Source organism: Xanthomonas sp. NCPPB 1826 (assembly GCF_056725285.1).
The window spans coordinates 3,932,462-3,949,257 of record NZ_CM161521.1 but is presented as its reverse complement, the minus strand read 5'-3'; the positions used below and the strand labels follow the sequence as shown (position 1 = coordinate 3,949,257).

The window sequence follows — 16,796 nt, the reverse complement described above, 5'->3', positions numbered from 1 at the left end:
CTCTACTCCCGGCTACTCCATCGCCAGCAACAATTTCCATTGCGCGGCGGTCACCGGCAGGATCGACAGGCGGTTGCCGCGGGCGATCAGCGGGAAGCCTTCGCCCAGTGCGTCGGCCTGCTGCTTGATTTCGTCCAGTGCGATCGTGCGCGTGAGTTTGCGCTCGAAGGCCACGTCCACCAGCATCCAGCGCGGATCTTCGCGGGTGGCCTTGGGGTCGTGGTAGTCGGATTTGGGATCGAACTGGGTGTCGTCCGGATAAGCCGCGCTGGCGACCTTGGCGATGCCGACAATGCCCGGCACCTTGCAGTTGGAGTGGTAGAACAACACCCCATCGCCGACATGCATGCCGTCGCGCATGAAGTTGCGCGCCTGGTAGTTGCGCACGCCGTTCCACGGTTCGGTGCCGACCCGCTCCAGATCATCGATGGAAAACGTGTCCGGCTCGGACTTCATCAACCAGTAGCGCTTGCGGGCAGTCATACGGAAACGGCGTCGTCTTTCAGGAAGGTGGCGTGTTCGGTGCATATCGCATCCACCGCCACGTCCCAGGATTCGGTGGGCAGGGCGGGTAGCTGCTGCGCGGCGAAGCCGACGCCGACCAGCCAGGGCGGCGGCGTCTGGCGATGCCGGAACGCGAAGCTGCGATCATACCAGCCGCCCCCCATGCCCAGCCGCCGGCACTGCGCGTCGAAGCCGGTCAATGGCGTTACCACCAGCGTCATCTCCTCGGGTGCGAGCAGCTCGGCGCGTGCCACGTCTGGCTCGGGGATGCCGTAGCGATTGCTGACCAGCCCCTGGCCCGGCCGCCACGGCGCAAAGCGCAGGACGCGTCCGTCCAGCACCGGCAGGCAATAGCGCACCCCGGCTGGCAGGCTCAGTTGCCAGCGGTGCAGCGCGATTTCGCCATCCATTGCCCAGTACCCGGCCACCGCACCGGTCTGCGGCGCGAACGGCAGCGCCAGCAAGCGCTCGGCCAGCGCATCGGCGGCTGCCAGTCGCTGCGCTGCCGGCAGGCTGCGGCGCAGCGCGCGCAACTGCTGGCGCAAGGCGTCTCGGTCGTCGGTCATGGTGTCTCGCAGCGGTGAGCAGAGGGATATTGTCGATGGCGTGGACGCGCCTGCCTAGCTGTGCGCGTCCCCCGGATTGCCGGGGCCTGCAAGTCTCCCGTCTGTCGTTGAGCGCATGTGCTTGCAGCGCTTGCAACGTTGCGCCGCACGCACACATGCCCGTCTTGGCGCAGCCATTGCACAGCGGCGCAGCCGAACTGCGCGCATGCCCTGCGTTTCAGGCACGCAAAAAGAAACGGCGCCCGAAGGCGCCGTTTCAGATTTGCATTCTCCGCCGTGAACGATGCGGGCGAAACGACCTTGAACCCGAGGTTCAAGTGGGGACGTTGTGAGGCCATCGGGCTTCCCGCTACAAGGCGGACTTGCACTCCCGGCTTCGTCGCGCCCCCGTGGTCGTAATTAAGGGACAAGGCGAATGTTTTGCACGCTGTCGTTTACAGCAGAGAACGCAGGTGAAGTATAGACCTCTGCTGCGCGATGGCTAGCCCATTCGTCGGCCGGCGCAATTGAAAGTTCATATTTGCGACGACAGTGCGAACTGCACCTCAACGCGGCGTGTCGGACACGCTGTCCAGGCGGCGATTCAAGCTGTCCAGCGTGTTGGCCAATTCACGGTCGTATAGCGCTTGCTGATCGCGCAGCTGCTGCAATTCGTGCGCCAGGTTGAGTGCGGCCAGCACCGCAACGCGGTCCACCGCTGCCATGCGATTGCTGCCGCGAATCTCGCGCATGCGCAGGTCCAGCAGGCGCGCCGCAGCGGTGAGGCTCTCGCGTTCCTCGGCGGTGACGCCAACGGTGTATTCACGATCCAGAATACGCACGCTGACCGGCTCGTTGTTGCTCACGTGTGCTGCTCCAGGGATTTCAACCGCACGATCATCGCTTCCACGCGCGAGCGCGCCTGTTCGTTCTTGGTCAGCAATTGCGCGCGCTCGCCGATCAACTGCTCCTGCTGGTGACGCAGGCTGCGGTTCTCGTCGGTCAACCGCTGGCTGCGCTCGACCAGGGCCTCCACACGGGCGGCAAGTGCGCGGATCTGGGCGAGGGCAGCGGCGTTGTCCATGCGCTCACGATAGGGGCGCGTGCGCGCGGCGGTCAAGCGCCCGATCGCAGCCCGCTTACCCGCCATCAGGCCAATCCCGACAAGGGCTTGCACCGCGCCCGGCGCGGCCGGCATCACGCGCGTGGAACCCGTATGGAACGCCCCGCTGGCGGCCGACGCGGGGTGCCTTGATACACTGGGAAGTCAAATCGCCGGCCCATGCGCCGGCACCTCCTGTTCCCAGCCTGGATGACCCGATGGATCTGCCTGATGTAACCGCTGTGCAAAACGAAAGTCGCCAGTTGGAGTTGGCTTCCTCCGCAGCGGAGTTGCATGGCGGGCTGTGCGGGTGGCTCTCCGGTGGGGGTGCCGACAGCGGCGACTGGCTGGCGCGCATTCTGGCCGACACCGCGCAGGTGGCGCCCAGGCAGGGCGGGGCGCTGGACCAGATGCGGCAGGCCACGGTGGCGCAGCTGGAAGACCGCGATTTCGCCTTCGAACTACTGCTGATCGACGACGGCGCACCGCTGGCGGCGCGCACCGATGCCTTGTTCGACTGGTGTCGCGCCTTTCTGGGCGGCTTCGGCCTGGCGGCGCAGCAGCGCCCGGCACTGACCGAAGAGGGCGAAGAGGCGCTGCAGGACCTGGCGCGGCTGGCGCAGGCGTCCAGCGACGATTTCGATGCGGCCGACGAAGACGACACCGCCCTGGCGGAGATCGAGGAGTTCGTGCGCGTGGCGGTGCTGTTGCTGCATGGCGACTGCGTGATGGGGCCGCGCTTCCGCCAACGTCTGAACTGACCGCACGACCGCCATGAAAAAACTCACCGGGATCGGCGCGGCCGAGTACGCGCGTCGGCGCAAGCAGCTGATGCAGATGGCCGGCGATCAGGCCATCCTGATCCTGCCGGCCGCGCCCGAGCGGGTGCGCAGCCACGACACCCACTACCCGTACCGGCAGGATTCGGATTTCTGGTATCTGAGCGGCTTTCCCGAGCCGGAAGCGGTGCTGGTGCTGGTGCCGGGTCGCAAGCATGGCGAGGCGATCCTGTTCTGCCGCGAGCGCGATGCCGAGCGTGAGGCCTGGGATGGCCCGCGCGAGGGCCAGGAAGGCGCGGTGGAGCGCTACGGCATGGACGATGCCTATCCCATCGACGATGTCGACGAGATCCTGCCGGGCCTGCTGGAAGGGCGCAGCCGCGTCTATTACCACTTCGGGCGCGATGTCGACTTCGACCTCAAGCTGATCGGCTGGCTCAAGCGCGTGCGCGAGCAGGTGCGCCACGGCGCGCAGCCGCCGCACGAATTCCTCGAGCTGGGACATCTGCTGCACGAGCAGCGGCTGTTCAAGTCGCGCGACGAGATCGCCTTGATGCAGCACGCCGCCGACATCAGCGTGCGCGCGCATCGTGCCGCCATGCGGTTGGCGCGGCCGGGGGTGCACGAGTACGAACTGCAGGCAGAGGTGGAGTGCGCGTTCCGCGCCGCCGATGCGTGGCCGGCATACGGCAGCATCGTCGGCACCGGCAGCAACGCCTGCGTGCTGCACTACCGCGCCAACAATGCGCGCAGCCGCGATGGCGAACTGGTGCTGATCGATGCCGGCGCCGAGTACCGCGGTTACGCGGCCGATATCACCCGCACCTTTCCGGTCAACGGCCGTTTCACCCCGGCACAGCGTGCGCTGCACGATCTGGTCGGCGCTGCGCAGGCTGCCGCACTGGCGCAGGCGCGCCCCGGCGTGCCTTACGAAGCCGGGCATCTGGCCGCGGTGCAGACCTTGACCGAGGGGCTGCTGCAGTTGGGCCTGCTCAAGGGCAAGCTGGAGCGCAATATCGCCGACGGCCATTACAAGCGTTTCTATCGGCACAAGACCGGCCACTGGCTGGGGCTGGATGTGCACGATGTAGGCGACTACCGGTTGGCTGGCGACTCGCGTCTGCTCGAGCCCGGTATGGTGTTCACCATCGAGCCGGGACTCTATATCTCCGCCGACGACACCACGGTGGAGGCCAGGTGGCGCGGCATCGGCATCCGCACCGAAGACAATGTGCTGATCACCGCCGACGGCCATCGGGTGCTGACCGGTGCGCTGGCGCGCAGCGCCGATGAGATCGAGGCGGAGATGGCGGACCGCAACGCGTTGCGCGCATAGCGCGGTCATGCCGCCATGAGCGGCCGTGACCTGAATCGGTGCATTGCCTTGCGAGCAACACGCGCACTGCCGGCTTGGTTGGGATTGCGCGGCGTATCCGGCTGAGGGCGGCGGCGTCGCTCGACGCGCGCTGCGCTGGGCGCCTTGCAAACATGAGGCGCCCGGCCGTTGTGCTGCGCGCCGTTCTACTGGCCCAGCTGGGGCGTCTGGGTGCGTTCGGGCTGCTGGACCTGTTCGCCCGGCGTCACCAGTTGCTGCGCGCGTGCAAACGACTGCGCTTCCGGCGTGCTCAATGCCTGCTCGGTCTTCATGTGCGCGCGCAGATGCGCCGGGTTGGCCGGGTCGCCCTGCACCACGAACACGTTTTCGCCACCGTGCACGCCGCGATTGTTGGCCTCGCTCATCAGCACATGATCCACGCGCGACAGGCCGCCTTCCTTGGCCAGCGGCAACAGCGCCGCGCTGAGCCGGTCGCTGGTCTGGTCGGGTGTGCGTCCATGTGCCGCATCGATTGCATGCACGCCGCGCTGGATCTGTTGATACATCGGATGGTCGGGGTGCGAGGACTGGCGTGGATCGTTCATGGCAATGCTCCGTGCGGTGCGGAATGATTCAAGGGGCGGCAAACACCGGGCGGGTCAGATTTTCGGGCGCGCCATCGGTGCACACCACCTCGTCTTCGATACGGATGCCGCCGTAGGGTTTGAACTGTGCAACGCGCGCCCAGTCGACGCTGGCGGCGTGGCCGTTCTTCTTCACTTCGTCCAGCAGCATGTCGATGAAGTACACGCCCGGTTCGATGGTGACCACCATGCCCGGTTCCAGCACGCGGGTCAGGCGCAGATACGGGTGACCGGCGGGGCGTTCGATGCGGCCGCCGCGGTCGCTGGCGGCAAAGCCTGCCACGTCGTGCACCTGCAGGCCGATCAGATGACCCAGCCCGTGCGGGAAGAATGCCGCGCTGACGCCGGTGGCGAGCGCAGCTTCCGGCGACACGGTGAGGATGCCGAAGTCCTTGAGGATGCCCATCAGGGCCAGATGCGCATCCACGTGCAACTGCTTGTAATCCACGCCGCTGCGCACGCCCTGGCCCATGCGCACCTGTGCGGCATCCACCGCATCGATCAGGGCCTGGAATTCGCTGCCGGGGGCGGCGGCATAGGTGCGGGTGATGTCGCTGGCATAGCCGTAGGCGGAAGCACCAGCATCGATCAGGAAGCTGCGCAGCGGCTGCGGCGGCTGCTGGCCGAGTTCGGTGTAGTGCAGCACCGCGCCGTGCTCGTTGAGCGCGATGATGTTGCCGTAGGGCAGTTCGTTGGCGTCCTGACCGACGGCGGCGCAGTAGGCCATATGGATGCCGAACTCGCTCTGGCCGGCGCGGAAGGCCGCTTCGGCGGCGCGATGGCCGCGCACTGCCAACTGCTGGGCGATGCGCAGCAACGCCAGTTCGTACGGCGTCTTGAACGCGCGCTGGTACTCCAGGTAATCGAGCACCGGCTGCGGATTGTTGGGCACATACGCACCGAGCGCGCTCTGCGCCTCGCCCAGGATGGCGCAACGGTCGATCTGCCTGGGCAGCAGCGCCAGGGCCTGGTCCGGGGTACGGATGATGTGGATGTCGCAGTGCTCCACCCACCAGCCGCTGGGCGCGTCGGGCACCACATGCCAGTAGTCGAACGGCTGGCAGAAGATCAGCGTCGGGCGCCTGCCCGGGGTGTAGACCAGCCAGCTGTTGGGCACCCGCGTCAGCGGCACCCAGGCCTTGAACTGCGGATTGACCGCGTAGGGATAGTCGCGGTCGTCGAACACCTGGTAATGCAGGCTGCCGCTGGGCACCACCAGGTGGTCAAAGCCGCCGCGCTGCAGCGCCTCGTCGGCGCGCGCGGTCAGCGTGCGCAGGTGGTCGGAATACAGGTGGCTCAAGGACGGCTGGGGCATGCGGGGCTCGATCGGCAATGCAAAGACAGGTCGCGATTTTGCCGTAATCGTGGTGATGCTGTCCTTCAGCCCAGCATGTGTTCTTCGGCGATCCAGGCGCGCAGGCGTTGGCGATGCGGCTCGGACATGGTCAGGAAGCGGAAGCCGGCCCAGGCCTGTCCGGGTGCGTGCGCGGCTTCGGTCCACAACAGATGCACGCCGACATCGATCTCGGTGGCACGGCCGATGCGCTCGGGCAGGCTGAAGCGCAATTGATACAGGGCGTCGTCATGCAGCGGAACCGAGGCCAGCAGCAGCATGCCGGTTTCCGAGACATTGCCGACCCGACCGATCTGCGCCTCGCTGAGCATGTCGGTCACCGGTATCAGGTCGGACGGCTGGCGGCGCGGTGCGCGGCGGGTGTCCTGGATCATGGGTTGACCTCCGCGGCGGGCGCCTGGCCGGCCAGGCTGCGCAGCGTGCGCACGGTGGCATGCCAGGCGCGGTCGATCAGGCGCGATTTCTCTTCGACCAGCAGGCGCGCCTGGCCGCCGGCCATCAACCGCGACAGGCCATCCAGCGAGTGCTCGGCGACCTTTTGCCCACGTTGATTGACGAACAGCGCGTTGCCGGTCATCGGGCTGTACCAGGACAGCCGTTGCCGGCGCAGGTCACCCTGCTGGTTGATCACGAACTCGAACCAGCTGCCGAACGGCAGGCTGCGCAGCTGCGTGTAACAGGCCTCTTCGGCCGGCGACCGTGGGCCGGCGATGTCCTTGCGCGGTGCGCTGTCGCCCTGGTCGCCCAGCCGCGTGCGCGCCTTGAGCCTGGTGGCGAGTTCGGTGCGCGACGTCGTCTCGTCCTCGCCGCCGGGCGTGGACAGGCGCCGCGCGATCGCCGCCGCTTCATCGTGGTGATAGCCGACCTGCAGGAGCGCGGTTTCGATCTCGGTGCCGAGCGCGATGTCGGCAGGTTGCCCCTTGCTGCGGCAGGTGACTTCGGCGATACGCGCGGTCAGGGCCTGGCGCTCGTCCCATTCGGGCGATTGCTCACCCTGGCGCAGCAATGTCAGCGTCAGCACGTCCGACCATGCCTGACGCAGCAGCGCCTGCACGAAGCGCGGCGGAACGCTCTGCTCGCACAACTGCTCGATGCGCGCCTCGGCCTGCTGCTTGGCCGACTCCAGCCGCTCCTTGCCGCGCGCCGCATCCACATGGCGGCGCTCGGCGAGGTCGGCCTTGCGCGCCAAGGCGCGCAGATGCGCCTGGATATCGTCGTTGGCCGCGGCGAACACGGCCTCGTCGCCCTGGTAGTCGTTGACGATCCGGTCCACCGCGCTGCCCAGCTTGTGCAGCAACTGCGGGTCGACGTCGTCGTCGCCCAGCCAGACCGCGCCAGACTCGGCCACGGTGTTGAGCAATTCGCGCACCGGGTGCTGATCGCGTACGAAGAAATGCGTATCGGCCAAGGCCGCGCGCACCACCGGCACCTGCAACTTGGCGAGCAGGGCCTGCGCCGGGGTCTGCTCGCGCACTTCGCGTTGCATCTGCGCGTAGAGCAGGCCGAGCAGATCGAAGGTGTCGGTGTCCTGCGGCGACAGCGCGGCGTCGGGGCCGTGTTGCGCCCGCAGCAAGGCAAGCAGCTGGCGCTGCACCGCATCGATACCGCTGGGCTGCGCCGCCGCTGCTGCCTGTGCCGCCAGCGTGCCCTGCAGGCTGGCCAGTGCGTCGCTGACGGCGGCCGTGGGCACGGCCGAGGAGGCGAGCCGGGGAGATGCTTTTTCGGGTGTTGCCTGCGCGCTGGCCGCAGGCGCTGCGCCGTGATCTGAAGAGCTTTGATTCGCCGCTGCGCCTACGTTGCCGGCTGCCTGCGACTGACGCGCCGACGACATCAGGCCGCCGAGCGCCTGCACTGCATCGCTCAGCGCAGGTGCTGCCTGCTCACCATAGGTCGCCCCTGCCAGTGTCATCGGCATGGCGGGCGGATCCAGCAGCGCGCTCTGCCACGGTGTCGGTGCCGATTGCCCGCTCCAGCCGGTTGCAGGCCGCCCGTTGCGCGGCGGCAGTGCGCGCGCGCTGGCGGCCGTAGCATCCTTCGGAGCGTTGGCTGCTGCAGGCGGTGCGCGCCGCGACTGCACCTGGGTGGGCTTGACCAGGTAAGGGTGATAGATCAGCCCCGGCAGGACGCCTTCCTGCGCGAGCGTGCCGTTGGCGCGCTCGTACAGATCGTTCAAACGCTCGATGACCTGACGCTCGAACACGCGGTACAGCGTCAGCTGCCCATCCAGGCTCAGTCCCAGCGTTTCGCCGCACTGGCGCAGCACGCGGCACAAGGCGTACGGGCCCAGCGGTACTGCTTCCAGTTCGAACTCGGCCACCGCGCCGATCACCGCCACCCGCTGCGCCAGCAATTGCAGCGCATCGGCGCGGCGGGAGGTCTCACGGCGCGCAATCTCGCTGAGCACGATATCGCGATCGATATCGGTGTCCTCCACCAGGGTGAGCATCTGCGGATGCGCCGATACATCGGCTATTGGCATCAGCGACGGGCGATCGCGCAGCGTGGCCAGGTCCTGCGCCAGCTGCTGCAGAAACGCCTGCGGAAACCGATCGATGTGGTCGCGCAGGCCGCGCGTCTGCGCATAGGTTTCGGCCTGGATCTGGCTGTTGCGTGCATGCTCGGCCTGATGCAGCAGCTCGCGTTCCAGCTCGACGATGGTCAGCCGCAACGGCCCGCTGAGCGCCTGCACGCAGTGCGCGTGCAGCGCGGCGAGCAGGCGCCGCCCGCGCGCGGAAACCGGCGCATCGGCGATCGGGCCGCTGAGCGTGTGCTGCAGGGAGGAGGCGGGAGTGGACATCCGGGGGAGGCGGGCTCGGTGCGAGGCGTGAGCTATGTAGCATGTTTTTCCGCCGGGCAGCGACCAGGCGGGCGCAGGACGCGCCTCGCCAGCTACGGTCGCCACCCGGACGCGGACGGCGCGCGTGGCGCGGCTCGCTGGATCCGCGCGCTAATGCTGTCGTGTGCGCTATCGATCATGGCGCGGCGTGCTGGCTGCGGTGCCGCGCCGCGATCGCCGCGATCAGCCCAGAAACAGCTCGACCACGTCATTGGTGAAGCGGCGGCCCAGCTCGGTCGGCACCACGCGTCCGTCCTGCGCGGTCATCCAGCCTTGCGCAATCGCGCGCGCCACAGGCAACTCGACGACCGAGGCGTCCAGGCCGGTGGAGACTTCGAAGTCGCGCAGGGAGAAGCCCTGGTGCAGGCGCAGCAGGTTGAGCATGTATTCGAACGGCAGCCGCTCACGCGGCACGATCTCGTCGCCGCCGATCGACGCCGCGCTGCCGGCGCTGGCCAGATAACTCTGCGGATGTTTGTGCTTCCAGCGTCGCAGCACATGCTGTTCGGCGCCGGAACTGATCTTGCCGTGCGCCCCGGCGCCGATGCCCAGGTAATCGCCGAAGCGCCAGTAATTGAGGTTGTGCGCGCATTGCAGCCCTGGCCTGGCGTAGGCGCTCACTTCGTACTGCGCGTAGCCGGCATAGGCCAGCAGGCGCTGGCAATGCTCCTGCATGTCCCAGGCCGCATCGTCGTCGGGAATGCCCTTGGGCGGCCGCGCGAAGAACACCGTGTTCGGCTCCAGCGTGAGCTGGTAATGCGACATGTGGGTGGGCTGCAGCGCGAAGGCGCGCTCGAGATCGCGCTCGGCCTGCGCCAGGGTCTGCTCGGGCAGCGCGTACATCAGGTCGATATTGAAATTGTCGTAGCCGGCATCCTGGGCCAGCTTGATCGCACGCTCGGCCTCGGCACTGTCGTGGATGCGACCCAGCCGCTGCAGCGCTACATCGTCGAAGGTCTGCACACCGAAGCTCAGCCGGTTCACGCCGGCGGCGCGATAGCCGTCGAAGCGGCCATGCTCGGCGGTGCCTGGATTGGTTTCCAGGGTGATCTCCAGATTCGGTGCAAAGCGCAGCCGCGCGGCTGCCGCCTGCAGAAACCGGTCGATGGCCTGGGGCGGAAACAGGCTCGGCGTGCCGCCGCCGAAGAACACCGAATGCACCACGCGCCCCCACACCAGCGGCAGGTCCGCATCCAGGTCGCGGATCAACGCATCCACGTAGTCCTCGAACGGCAGCACGCCCTTGGCCGCATGCGAGTTGAAATCGCAGTACGGGCATTTGCGCACGCACCAGGGCAGGTGCACGTAAAGCGATAGCGGCGGTGGAATCAGGTCGGGCACTGCGTCAGGCCAGGGTTCACAGCGACAGGGCGTGCAGCTTGTGCTGCAGCGTGGCCAGCGCCACCGCACGGTGGCTCAGCCGGTTCTTCAACGCGGTATCCATCTCCGCAGCGGTCAGGCCATGCACCGGATCCAGAAACACCGGGTTGTAGCCGAAGCCGCCGGTGCCGCGTGGTTCGGTGGTGATCACCCCTTCCCAGCTGCCTTCGGCGATCAGCGGCTGCGGATCTTCCGGGTGACGCAGCAGCACGATCACCGCGTAAAACCGCGCGCTGCGGCGCTCGGCCGGCACGGCGCGCATGGCGTCGAGCAGCTTGGCGTTGTTGGCCTGGGCATCGGTCGGGCTGCCGGCATAGCGCGCGCTGTACAGGCCGGGTGCGCCGCCGAGCGCATCGACGATCAGGCCGGAGTCGTCGGCCAGTGCCGGCAGGCCGGTGACCGCGCTGGCATGGCGTGCCTTGATCAAGGCGTTCTCGACGAAGGTCAGGCCGGTTTCCGGTACATCGTCCACGCCCAGCTCGCCTTGCGCCACGATGCGCAGCGGCAGGTCGGCGAGCATGGCGCGCAGTTCTTCCAGCTTGCCGGCGTTGCCGCTGGCCAGGACCAGTTGTTTCATTGCTTGGGCTCCAGCAGGTCCCACTTGGTGCCGTACAGATCGCGGAACACCACGACCGTGCCGTACGGTTCCTCGCGCGGGGTTTCCAGGAATTCCACCCCGAACGCCTGCATCGCCGCGTGGTCGCGCCAGAAGTCGTCGGTGTAGAGAAAATGATCCACCCGCCCACCGGTCTGGTCGCCGATGCGTGCGCGCTGGGCGGCATCGGCCGGCTGCGCAAGCAGCAAGCCGGCGTCCTGCGCGCTGCCCGGGCCGATCACCACCCAGCGCTTGCCGTCGCCAAGTGCGCGATCCTCCAGCACCTGGAACCCCAGCGCACCGGTGTACCAGGCGATCGCCGCGTCGTAGTCGGCGACCAGCAGGGTGGTCAGGGCGATGCGCCGGCTCATCCGGCCAGCGCAGCGCGTTGCAGGGCGAACAGTTCGCTCATGCCTTGTTCGGCGAGTGCGAGCAGTGCGTTGAGTTCGTCGCGACGGAAGGCGTGGCCTTCGGCGGTACCCTGCAGCTCGATGAAGCCGCCGCCGTCATTCATCACCACATTCATGTCGGTGTCGCAGTCGCTGTCTTCGGGGTAATCCAGATCCAGCACCGGCTCGCCGCGATAGATGCCCACCGACACCGCGGCCACGGCGCCGATCAGCGGGTGCTTCTTGATGTCGCCACGCTTGAGCAGCAGGTTCACCGCATCGGCCAGCGCCACGTAGGCGCCGGTGATCGCGGCGGTGCGGGTGCCGCCATCGGCCTGCAGCACATCGCAGTCCAGGGTGATGGTGCGCTCGCCCAGGGCATTGCGATCCACGCAGGCGCGCAGTGCGCGGCCGATCAAGCGCTGGATTTCCAGCGTGCGTCCGCCCTGCTTGCCACGTGCGGCTTCGCGATCGGAACGGGTGTGGGTGGAGCGCGGCAGCATGCCGTATTCGGCGGTCACCCAGCCTTCGCCCTTGCCGCGCAGGAATCCGGGGACGCGGTTTTCCACGCTGGCGGTGCACAGCACGCGGGTGTCGCCGAAGCTGACCAGCACCGAGCCTTCGGCGTGACGGGTGAAGGCGCGTTCGATGCGCACCGGGCGCAGCTGGTCGGCCGTGCGGCCGCTGGGACGGGAAAAGGTCATGCGATGAGTCCGGAAGTCGGGAGGTGGGTCTGGGTCGGCGCGTGGCGGGGCGGTCAGCCAGCGCGGGCCGCTAGGGTACCATTCGCGCTTTGAAGGCACGGGACTGACGATGATTCGAAGCATGACCGCGTTTGCTGGTGGCGAACGCATCACGCCCTGGGGCACGCTCGGCTGCGAGCTGCGCTCGGTCAACCATCGGTTTCTGGAAGTGGGCGTGCGCCTGCCCGAAGAACTGCGTGCGCTGGAGCCGCTGCTGCGCGAGCGGGTGGCGGCGAAAAACAGCCGCGGCAAGCTGGATCTGGCGCTGCGCCTGCGTGCGCCGGACAACGCGCAGACCCTGGCCGTGAACGAATCGCTGCTGCAGGAACTGGGCGTACTGGCCACGCGCCTTGACGGCATGTTCCCCAAGCTGCAGGTCGGCTTCACCGATCTGTTGCAGCTGCCCGGCGTGCTGCAGGTGCAGGACGTGGACGCACCTGCATTGCAGGCGCAGGCCCTGGCATTGCTGGACGAGGTGGTGGACAGTTTCGTCGCCGCGCGCGAGCGCGAAGGCGGCAAGCTGGCCGATGCGATCAGCGAGCGGGTCGATGCGATCGAACGCATTGCCGCCGAGGTGCGCACGCTGATTCCCGTCATCCGCGAAGGGCAGCGTGCCAAGCTGGCCGCCCGTCTGGCCGATCTGCCGCATCCGGTGGACCCGGGTCGCGCCGAACAGGAACTGGTGCTGTGGCTGCAGAAGTTGGACGTGGACGAAGAGCTCGACCGCCTGTCCAGCCACATCGCCGAGATCCGCCGCGTGCTCAGGCAGCGCGAGCCGGTCGGCCGCCGCTTGGACTTCCTGCTGCAGGAATTCAACCGCGAAGCCAATACGCTCGGCTCCAAGTCGGTGGACAGCCGCACCTCCAACGCCGCGGTGGATCTGAAGGTGCTGATCGACCAGATCCGCGAGCAGGTGCAGAACATCGAATAGCCGGGAGTGGTGAATGGGCATTCGGGATTGGTCGGCGGCCATCCCGGGTTTCAGCGGGGCGCGGCCAATACCGGTAGCATATCGACCCCGGTGGTACCGGTCCGCAGCCCGTTCGCGAATCCCGACTCCCCAAGCCCGAATCCCTGACCCTATGCGCGGCACCCTCTATATCGTTGCGGCCCCTTCCGGCGCCGGCAAGAGCAGCATCGTCAACGCCACCCTGGCGCGTGATCCCAAGATCGCCTTGTCGATCTCGTTCACCTCGCGCGCGCCGCGGCCGGGCGAACGGCATGCCGAGCACTACCATTTCGTTTCCGCCGACGAGTTCCAGGGCATGATCGAAGCGGGCGACTTTTTCGAATACGCACTGGTGCATGGCGACTGGAAGGGCACCGCGCGGCAGTCGGTGGAGCCGCAGCTGGCCGCCGGTCACGACGTGCTGCTGGAGATCGACTGGCAGGGCGCGCGCCAGGTGCGCCAGAAGGTGCCCGACGCGGTCAGCGTGTTCATCCTGCCGCCGTCGCGCCAGGCGCTGGACGAGCGCATGCGCAAGCGCGGCCAGGACAGCGAGGACGTGATGGCGCAGCGTCTGGCCGCCGCCCGCGAAGAGATGCTGCATTTCGAGGAGTTCGATTACGTCATCATCAACGAGACCTTCGACACCGCGGTCTCGGAGATGTGCGCGATCTTCACCGCCAGCCGGCTGCGCCGGCAGGCGCAACAGCAGCGGCATGCCGAGTTGATCCGGGCCTTGCTGGACTGAGCGGCTCAAATCCCTGATTCCAAAGGAAACTGAATAGGCCCAGGTTGCCGTGACGGCGGCCCGGGCGTACACTCCGCCCCCTTTCCCTCATTCGATGCGCGGCCGTTGCTGGTCGCCGGGAGCCCGCATGGCCCGCATTACCGTAGAAGATTGCCTGGAAGTCGTGAACAACCGTTTCGAGCTGGTCATGATGGCGTCCAAGCGCGCCCGTCAGCTCGCCAACGGCGTGCAGCCGTTGATCGAAAATGCCGACGCCAGCGACAAGCCCACCGTGATGGCACTGCGCGAGATCGCCGCACGCCGGATCGACAACGCGCTGATCGACGAAGTCGAGAAGGCCGAGCGCGAGCGCGCCGAACGCGAAGCGCTGGAATGGGCCGCTGCCGAAGTCGTCGCCGACGAAGACATGTCCAAGAACGACGATTGATTGTTCGCATCGCTGCGATCGATCTGAACAGCCCGCCATGTGCGGGCTGTTTTCGTTTCAGGCCCGCTTTGTCGCCTGCGGTGTGCAAACGTTTGCCGTGACTGCGTTGCTGGCATAGTCTTCCGGCATGAACCCAGGCCCCACTGCCCAGGCGACCGTCGTGACGTCTCCGTCTTCCGACCAGGCCATCCCCGACTACGTCCTGCACCTTGAACGCGCGGCCAGCTACCTTCCCAAGGAGCAGCTGCCGATCCTGCGCCGTGCCTGGGAAGTGGGCGCCAGCGCGCATGCCGGCCAGACCCGCAAGTCGGGCGAGCCTTACATCACCCATCCGGTTGCGGTCGCCGGCGTGCTCGCCGAGCTCGGCCTGGACATGGAATCGCTGATCGCCGCGATCCTGCACGACACCATCGAAGACACCCCGCTGACCCGCGAAGAGCTGGCGTCGGAATTCGGTGAGGCGGTGGCCGAGCTGGTCGATGGCGTCACCAAGCTGGACAAGCTCAAGTTCCGCGACCGCCAGGAAGCGGCGGCGGAGAGCTTCCGCAAGATGCTGCTGGCGATGTCGCGCGACTTGCGCGTGATCATGATCAAGCTGGCCGACCGCCTGCACAACATGCGCACGCTGGGTGCGCAGAGCAGCGAGGCGCGCAGCCGCATCGCGCGCGAAACGCTGGAAATCTACGCGCCGATCGCCCAGCGCCTGGGCATGAGCCTGATCAAGTCCGAGCTGCAGAATCTGGGCTTCCGCGCGCTGTATCCGTGGCGTCACGCCATCATCGAAAAACATATCCGCAGCCAGCCGGTGGTGCGGCGCGAATCGATGGCGCAGGTGGAAGTGCAGCTGTCGCAGCGGCTGGCCAAGGAAGGGCTGGAGCATCGCCTGGTCAGCCGCATCAAGACGCCCTGGAGCATCTATTCCAAGATGCACGAAGAGAACAAGTCCTTCGACCAGGTGATGGATGTGTTCGGCTTCCGCCTGGTGGTGCGCTCGGTGGCCGATTGCTATCACGCGCTGGGTGCGGTGCATGCCACCTTCAAGCCGCTGGACGGGCGCTTCCGCGATTTCATCGCCATCCCCAAGGCCAACGGCTATCAGTCGCTGCACACCGTGTTGTTCGGCCCGTATGGCTCGCCGATCGAAGTGCAGATCCGCACCGAGGAGATGGACCTGATCGCCGAACGCGGCGTGGCCGCGCACTGGACCTACAAGGTCGGCTCGGCCTCGCCCAACAGCGCGCAGAGCCGCGCGCATGACTGGATCGTGGAGCTGATCGATTCGCAGCGTGCGGCCGGTTCGTCGCTGGAGTTCCTGGACAACGTCAAGGTCGACCTGTTCCCGGACGAGGTCTATCTGTTCACGCCCAAGGGCAAGATCCTGGCGCTGCCGCGCAACTCCACCGCGCTGGACTTTGCCTACGCGGTGCACACCGACGTGGGCAACCGCGCGGTCGCCTCGCGGGTGGACAAGAAACTGGTGCCGCTACGCACCAAGCTGGCCAGTGGCCAGGCGGTGGAAATCATCACCGCGCGCTCGGCCACGCCCAAGCCGCAGTGGCTGGAGTTCGTGGTCAGCAGCAAGGCGCGTACCGCGATCCGTCACCAGCTCAAGCAGCTCGAACACGAGGACGCCGTGCAGCTCGGCCACCGCATGCTCGATCGCGCGCTGGAAGCGATGGACAGCTCGCTGGAGCGGTTGCCCAAGGGCCGCCTGGACGCCTTCCTCACCGAGCATCGCTATCCCCGCCTGGAAGCCTTGCTGGCCGACGTGGCGCTGGGCAACTGGATGCCGACCCAGGCCGCGCAGGCGCTGATGGCCTACGCCGAATTGCGCGGTGGCGGCCACTCCAAGCATTCGCATGAAAAGATCCTGATCGACGGCAGCGAGCGCGGCGTGATCAGCTTCGCCAACTGTTGCCAGCCGATTCCCGGCGACGAAATCATGGGTTACCACACCGCCGGCAAGGGCATCGTGGTGCACCGTCTGGACTGCCCCAACCTGGCCGAGCTGCGTAAATCGCCCGAACGCTGGGTGCCGATCGACTGGGACTCGGGCGTGACCGGCGATTACGACACCGCACTGGTGGTCGAGGTGGAAAACCGCACCGGCGTGCTGGCCCAGCTGGCTGCGGCGATTGCGCAGAGCCAGTCCAATATCGAGCGCGTGGATTACCTGGACCGCGATTTCAACGCGGCGGTGCTGCGCTTCAACATCCAGGTCCGCGACCGCCGCCATCTGGCTGAAGTGATGCGCCGGCTGCGGCGCCTGCATGTGGTGCAGAGCGTGGGGCGGCAGTAGCGGCCCGGTTCCTGTCGAGAGGCAGCGCTGAGGCCGTCCAGGCAATAGCGTGCATTGATGCGCCGATGCCGGGCCTCGGGCCTGCCGCGGCGACAGGTAGCGAGCGCCGCGCGCGTGCTCGGTCAGGCTCCACGCCACCCTTGCAGCGCGATCTGTCCGGTACGCCAGCACGGTGCCTGGCGATCGTCGC

Annotated in this window: 18 protein-coding genes and 1 other RNA gene; 6 read left to right on the top strand and 13 right to left on the bottom strand. The window is 67.3% G+C overall.

Features of this window, described 5'->3' with window-relative positions; translation table 11 throughout:
* Window positions 1-12: 12 nt before the first annotated feature.
* The 5 genes from AC1PLA_RS16630 to AC1PLA_RS16610 form a co-directional block, all read right to left on the bottom strand.
* Window positions 13-483, bottom strand: coding sequence for an EVE domain-containing protein (locus AC1PLA_RS16630; protein WP_016903558.1), 471 nt, complete (start codon window positions 481-483; stop codon window positions 13-15).
* A complete protein-coding gene (locus tag AC1PLA_RS16625) occupies window positions 480-1,070 on the bottom strand; it encodes a 5-formyltetrahydrofolate cyclo-ligase (RefSeq protein WP_047127172.1) in 591 nt (196 codons plus the stop codon). Before AC1PLA_RS16625 ends, AC1PLA_RS16630 begins: the two co-directional genes overlap by 4 nt.
* 264 nt (window positions 1,071-1,334) lie before the next feature.
* A non-coding RNA gene (gene ssrS / locus AC1PLA_RS16620) (6S RNA) lies at window positions 1,335-1,519 on the bottom strand.
* A gap of 96 nt (window positions 1,520-1,615) precedes the next feature.
* Entirely contained in the window at window positions 1,616-1,915 is a 300-nt protein-coding gene (locus tag AC1PLA_RS16615; RefSeq protein ID WP_039512407.1) for a cell division protein ZapA, read from the bottom strand.
* Window positions 1,912-2,133 (bottom strand): TIGR02449 family protein, encoded by a 222-nt coding sequence (locus AC1PLA_RS16610; protein WP_024938110.1) that lies wholly within the window; start codon window positions 2,131-2,133, stop codon window positions 1,912-1,914. The genes AC1PLA_RS16615 and AC1PLA_RS16610 overlap by 4 nt, the downstream gene beginning before the upstream one ends.
* A gap of 236 nt (window positions 2,134-2,369) precedes the next feature.
* Here AC1PLA_RS16610 and AC1PLA_RS16605 point away from each other — a divergent pair, with 236 nt between their 5' ends.
* Complete coding sequence (locus AC1PLA_RS16605) at window positions 2,370-2,912, top strand: YecA/YgfB family protein (RefSeq protein ID WP_024938111.1); 543 nt, start codon at window positions 2,370-2,372, stop codon at window positions 2,910-2,912.
* Window positions 2,913-2,925: 13 nt separating this feature from the next.
* On the top strand, window positions 2,926-4,266 hold the full coding sequence (locus AC1PLA_RS16600; protein ID WP_167705883.1) for an aminopeptidase P N-terminal domain-containing protein: 1,341 nt from the start codon (window positions 2,926-2,928) through the stop codon (window positions 4,264-4,266).
* 185 nt (window positions 4,267-4,451) lie between these two features.
* On the opposite strand, the gene AC1PLA_RS16595 is transcribed toward AC1PLA_RS16600, so the two are convergent.
* The 8 genes from AC1PLA_RS16595 to rph all read right to left on the bottom strand — a co-directional run bounded on the left by AC1PLA_RS16595 (window position 4,452) and on the right by rph (window position 12,147).
* Complete coding sequence (locus AC1PLA_RS16595) at window positions 4,452-4,850, bottom strand: XVIPCD domain-containing protein (protein ID WP_054592124.1); 399 nt, start codon at window positions 4,848-4,850, stop codon at window positions 4,452-4,454.
* 28 nt (window positions 4,851-4,878) lie between these two features.
* Window positions 4,879-6,204, bottom strand: coding sequence for a Xaa-Pro dipeptidase (gene pepQ / locus AC1PLA_RS16590; RefSeq protein WP_481104964.1), 1,326 nt, complete (start codon window positions 6,202-6,204; stop codon window positions 4,879-4,881).
* Between the two features lie 65 nt (window positions 6,205-6,269).
* Window positions 6,270-6,617 carry a PilZ domain-containing protein gene (locus tag AC1PLA_RS16585; protein WP_024938115.1) on the bottom strand — a complete coding sequence of 116 codons (348 nt, stop codon included), beginning with the start codon at window positions 6,615-6,617 and terminating at the stop codon, window positions 6,270-6,272.
* Window positions 6,614-9,040, bottom strand: a complete 2,427-nt coding sequence (locus tag AC1PLA_RS16580) for a DUF1631 domain-containing protein (RefSeq protein ID WP_481104963.1) — start codon at window positions 9,038-9,040, stop codon at window positions 6,614-6,616. The genes AC1PLA_RS16585 and AC1PLA_RS16580 overlap by 4 nt, the downstream gene beginning before the upstream one ends.
* A 222-nt stretch (window positions 9,041-9,262) precedes the next feature.
* Complete coding sequence (gene hemW / locus AC1PLA_RS16575; protein ID WP_481104962.1) at window positions 9,263-10,420, bottom strand: radical SAM family heme chaperone HemW; 1,158 nt, start codon at window positions 10,418-10,420, stop codon at window positions 9,263-9,265.
* Window positions 10,421-10,436: 16 nt separating this feature from the next.
* On the bottom strand, window positions 10,437-11,036 hold the full coding sequence (rdgB, locus tag AC1PLA_RS16570) for an RdgB/HAM1 family non-canonical purine NTP pyrophosphatase (RefSeq protein ID WP_016903568.1): 600 nt from the start codon (window positions 11,034-11,036) through the stop codon (window positions 10,437-10,439).
* On the bottom strand, window positions 11,033-11,425 hold the full coding sequence (locus tag AC1PLA_RS16565; RefSeq protein WP_016903569.1) for a VOC family protein: 393 nt from the start codon (window positions 11,423-11,425) through the stop codon (window positions 11,033-11,035). Before AC1PLA_RS16565 ends, rdgB begins: the two co-directional genes overlap by 4 nt.
* Window positions 11,422-12,147: a ribonuclease PH gene (gene rph / locus AC1PLA_RS16560; protein WP_024938119.1), complete on the bottom strand. Its 726-nt coding sequence runs from the start codon at window positions 12,145-12,147 to the stop codon at window positions 11,422-11,424. The genes AC1PLA_RS16565 and rph overlap by 4 nt, the downstream gene beginning before the upstream one ends.
* Window positions 12,148-12,256: 109 nt before the next feature.
* On the opposite strand from rph, the gene AC1PLA_RS16555 reads away from it, so the two are divergent.
* The 4 genes from AC1PLA_RS16555 to AC1PLA_RS16540 all read left to right on the top strand — a co-directional run bounded on the left by AC1PLA_RS16555 (window position 12,257) and on the right by AC1PLA_RS16540 (window position 16,606).
* Window positions 12,257-13,117, top strand: a complete 861-nt coding sequence (locus tag AC1PLA_RS16555) for a YicC/YloC family endoribonuclease (protein WP_047124720.1) — start codon at window positions 12,257-12,259, stop codon at window positions 13,115-13,117.
* 151 nt (window positions 13,118-13,268) lie between these two features.
* Complete coding sequence (gene gmk, locus AC1PLA_RS16550) at window positions 13,269-13,880, top strand: guanylate kinase (protein ID WP_039525672.1); 612 nt, start codon at window positions 13,269-13,271, stop codon at window positions 13,878-13,880.
* Between the two features lie 127 nt (window positions 13,881-14,007).
* Window positions 14,008-14,307: a DNA-directed RNA polymerase subunit omega gene (gene rpoZ, locus AC1PLA_RS16545; protein WP_002812428.1), complete on the top strand. Its 300-nt coding sequence runs from the start codon at window positions 14,008-14,010 to the stop codon at window positions 14,305-14,307.
* Window positions 14,308-14,434: 127 nt separating this feature from the next.
* Window positions 14,435-16,606 carry a RelA/SpoT family protein gene (locus AC1PLA_RS16540; protein ID WP_039525675.1) on the top strand — a complete coding sequence of 724 codons (2,172 nt, stop codon included), beginning with the start codon at window positions 14,435-14,437 and terminating at the stop codon, window positions 16,604-16,606.
* The last annotated feature ends 190 nt before the right edge of the window (window positions 16,607-16,796 follow it).